Origin of the sequence: Geodermatophilus africanus (genome assembly GCF_900107105.1) — a bacterium.
Classification (GTDB): domain Bacteria; phylum Actinomycetota; class Actinomycetes; order Mycobacteriales; family Geodermatophilaceae; genus Geodermatophilus; species Geodermatophilus africanus.
In genome coordinates, this window is the sequence record NZ_FNOT01000044.1 from 1 (window position 1) to 4,150 (window position 4,150).

The following is a 4,150-nucleotide window of genomic DNA, read 5'->3' on the forward strand; positions in this document are numbered from 1 at the left end:
TTGTCCGGCGGCGTCCTACTCTCCCACCCCGTCTCCGGGGCAGTACCATCGGCGCTGAGAGGCTTAGCTTCCGGGTTCGGAATGGATCCGGGCGTTTCCCTCTCGCCATGGCCGCCGTAACACAGGTGAACGGGAACCGACCCCGGTGGGGGTTGGTGCGTTCAGAACCGCACAGTGGACGCGTGGTATCGATCAGTTGGTCGCCGGCTACCCGCCCGCCCGGGGGTGGGGGGTGGTGTAGTCGTGTGGTCAAGCCCTCGGCCGGTTAGTACCGGTCAGCTGCGCACCTCGCGGTGCTTCCACTTCCGGCCTATCAACCCGCTGGTCTGAGCGGGGGCCTTACCCGGTTGACCCGGTGAGAGACCTCATCTTGAAGCGAGCTTCCCGCTTAGATGCTTTCAGCGGTTATCCCTGCCGAACGTAGCCAACCAGCCGTGCACCTGGCGGTACAACTGGCACACCAGAGGTTCGTCCGTCCCGGTCCTCTCGTACTAGGGACAGCTCTTCGCAAGTCTCTTACGCGCGCGGCGGATAGGGACCGAACTGTCTCACGACGTTCTAAACCCAGCTCGCGTACCGCTTTAATGGGCGAACAGCCCAACCCTTGGGACCTACTCCAGCCCCAGGATGCGACGAGCCGACATCGAGGTGCCAAACCATCCCGTCGATATGGACTCTTGGGGAAGATCAGCCTGTTATCCCCGGGGTACCTTTTATCCGTTGAGCGACACCGCTTCCACCTGCCGGTGCCGGGTCACTAGTCCCAGCTTTCGCTCCTGCTCGACCCGTCGGTCTCACAGTCAAGCTCCCTTGTGCACTTGCACTCGACACCTGATTGCCAACCAGGCTGAGGGAACCTTTGGGCGCCTCCGTTACATTTTGGGAGGCAACCGCCCCAGTTAAACTACCCACCTGACACTGTTCCTGATCCGGATCACGGACCCAGGTTAGACATCCAATTCGACCAGAGTGGTATTTCAACGGCGACTCCACCGGCACTGGCGTGCCGGCTTCCACGTCTCCCACCTATCCTACACAAGCCGAACCGAACACCAATATCAAGCTGTAGTGAAGGTCCCGGGGTCTTTCCGTCCTGCCGCGCGTAACGAGCATCTTTACTCGTAGTGCAATTTCGCCGAGCCTGTGGTTGAGACAGCTGAGAAGTCGTTACGCCATTCGTGCAGGTCGGAACTTACCCGACAAGGAATTTCGCTACCTTAGGATGGTTATAGTTACCACCGCCGTTTACTGGCGCTTGAGTTCTGAGCTTCGCCTTGCGGCTGACCCGTCCCCTTAACGTTCCAGCACCGGGCAGGCGTCAGTCCGTATACCTCGTCTTACGACTTCGCACGGACCTGTGTTTTTAGTAAACAGTCGCTTCTCACTGGTCTCTGCGACCCCCTCCCGCTGCCCCGCGCGAGGCGGTTCACGGGCGAGGGTCCCCCTTCTCCCGAAGTTACGGGGGCATTTTGCCGAGTTCCTTAACCACAGTTCGCTCGATCGCCTCGGTATTCTCTACCTGACCACCTGAGTTGGTTTGGGGTACGGGCCGCTGGGAACTCGCTAGAGGCTTTTCTCGGCAGCATAGGATCATCCCATTCACCGCAATCGGCTATGCGTCAGGCCTCACCCTGGTGCGCCACGGATTTGCCTATGGCGCGGGCCACACCCTTGCACCGGTACTACCACTCACCGGTGGGACTACCTTCCTGCGTCACCCCATCGCTTGCCTACTACCAGTTCGGATCCCGCGCTAGAACCCGCGGCCGATCCTCGAAAGAACCGGCGCACGGGTGTTCGGGCGGTTAGCATCGCTGGGTTCGGCATGGGCGTTCCTTCGCGGGTACGGGAATATCAACCCGTTGTCCATCGACTACGCCTGTCGGCCTCGCCTTAGGTCCCGACTCACCCTGGGCGGATTAGCCTGGCCCAGGAACCCTTGGTCTTCCGGCGGGGGAGGTTCTCACTCCCCTCTCGCTACTCATGCCTGCATTCTCACTCGCGTGGCGTCCACGGCTGGATTCCTCCGCCGCTTCTCCCGCCACACGACGCTCCCCTACCCACCCCGCCACCTGGCCGGCAGACTCGACGGTCTACCGGCGGGCGTTCGGCGGAGTGCCACGGCTTCGGCGGTGTGCTTGAGCCCCGCTACATTGTCGGCGCGGAACCACTTGACCAGTGAGCTATTACGCACTCTTTCAAGGATGGCTGCTTCTAAGCCAACCTCCTGGTTGTCTCTGCGATCCCACATCCTTTTCCACTTAGCACACGCTTAGGGGCCTTAGCCGATGATCTGGGCTGTTTCCCTCTCGACTACGAACCTTATCGCCCGCAGTCTCACTGCCGCGCTCTCACTTACCGGCATTCGGAGTTTGGTTGACGTCAGTAACCTTGTGGGGCCCATCGGCCATCCAGTGCTCTACCTCCGGGAAGAAACACGCGACGCTGCACCTAAATGCATTTCGGGGAGAACCAGCTATCACCGAGTTTGATTGGCCTTTCACCCCTACCCACAGCTCATCCCCCAGGTTTTCAACCCTGGTGGGTTCGGTCCTCCACGCGGTCTTACCCGCGCTTCAACCTGGCCATGGGTAGATCACTCGGCTTCGGGTCTAGAGCACGCGACTCGAGAACGCCCTGTTCGGACTCGCTTTCGCTACGGCTACCCCTCACGGGTTAACCTCGCCACGTACCACTAACTCGCAGGCTCATTCTTCAAAAGGCACGCAATCACCGCCCACCCACCAGGGGTGGCTTCACGGCTCTCACGGCTTGTAGGCACACGGTTTCAGGTACTATTTCACTCCCCTCCCGGGGTACTTTTCACCTTTCCCTCACGGTACTCGTCCGCTATCGGTCACCAGGGAGTATTCAGGCTTAGCGGGTGGTCCCGCCGGATTCACACCGAATTTCACGGGCTCGGTGCTACTTGGGAAACACGCTCGGGAGGCGCTGCGTTTTCGTGTACGGGGCTCTCACCCTCTGCGGCGACCCCTTCCAGAGGCCTTCCACTAACGACAGCACTTTCTCACTCCCCCGCCAGCCGGCAGACTGGCGCGAACGGTCCCACGACCCCGCTTCCACAACCCCTGCCGGGTCTCACATGGAAACGGTTTAGCCTCCTCCGCTTTCGCTCGCCACTACTCACGGAATCACGGTTGTTTTCTTCTCCTGTGGGTACTGAGATGTTTCACTTCCCCACGTTCCCTCCACACGCCCTATGTGTTCAGGCGCGGGTCACACCACATGACTGGTGCGGGGTTCCCCCATTCGGACATCCTCGGATCAACGCTCGGTTGGCAGCTCCCCGAGGCTTATCGCAGCCTCCTACGTCCTTCATCGGCTCCTGGTGCCCAGGCATCCACCGTGTGCCCTTAACAACTTGGCCACACTCCTACAACAACCCCCACACACCGGCGTCCACCGCCCGGACCCACCTCCACCACGGAAGATGCGCCGCTCGCGGCCGAGCGCGCTGCGCGGAGCCTGCAAACAAAAGAAAGATGCTCGCGTCCACTGTGCAGTTCTCAACGACCAACCGGCCACCGCCCGACCAGCACCCCGCCGAACCCCACCCCCGGCGCACCGCGACAGCGGCGACGCACGAGGGCGGGTGGTGCGGGGACCCGGACGGCCCCGACACGAGACAACCGACCACCCCGACCGGCACAGACGCACCGCGTCCACACCCGGGGGGGTCCGCTCCCTCAGGACCCAACAGCGTGCCTACCACCGGCCCCCGCGCACCACCCCGGTCCCCACGGCCCCCGAAGGGACCGCCGTACTGGGAGCGGCAGCGCGACTGCCGGCCGAACTGGTCAGCGTTCCACCCTCGAGCACCACCCCACACACGTCGCCGGCACCCCGATACGGGCACCGGTCCTCGGCATGGGCGCGGCTCTGCACCACCACCCCACGGGGCGGCGGCGAGTGCTCCTTAGAAAGGAGGTGATCCAGCCGCACCTTCCGGTACGGCTACCTTGTTACGACTTCGTCCCAATCGCCGATCCCGCCTTCGACGGCTCCCTCCCCGAGGGGTTGGGCCACCGGCTTCGGGCGTTACCGACTTTCGTGACGTGACGGGCGGTGTGTACAAGGCCCGGGAACGTATTCACCGCAGCGTTGCTGATCTGCGATTACTAGCGACTCC

Annotated in this window: 3 rRNA genes; all 3 read right to left on the minus strand. The window is 62.3% G+C overall.

Annotation, left to right across the window (positions count from 1 at the left end):
• Positions 1 to 2: 2 nt before the first annotated feature.
• A 5S ribosomal RNA gene (gene rrf / locus BLW63_RS25875) occupies positions 3 to 119 on the minus strand.
• A 126-nt stretch (positions 120 to 245) separates the two neighbouring features.
• A 23S ribosomal RNA gene (locus BLW63_RS25880) occupies positions 246 to 3,388 on the minus strand.
• 553 nt (positions 3,389 to 3,941) lie between these two features.
• Positions 3,942 to 4,150 (minus strand): 16S ribosomal RNA (locus BLW63_RS25885); the annotation flags it as partial.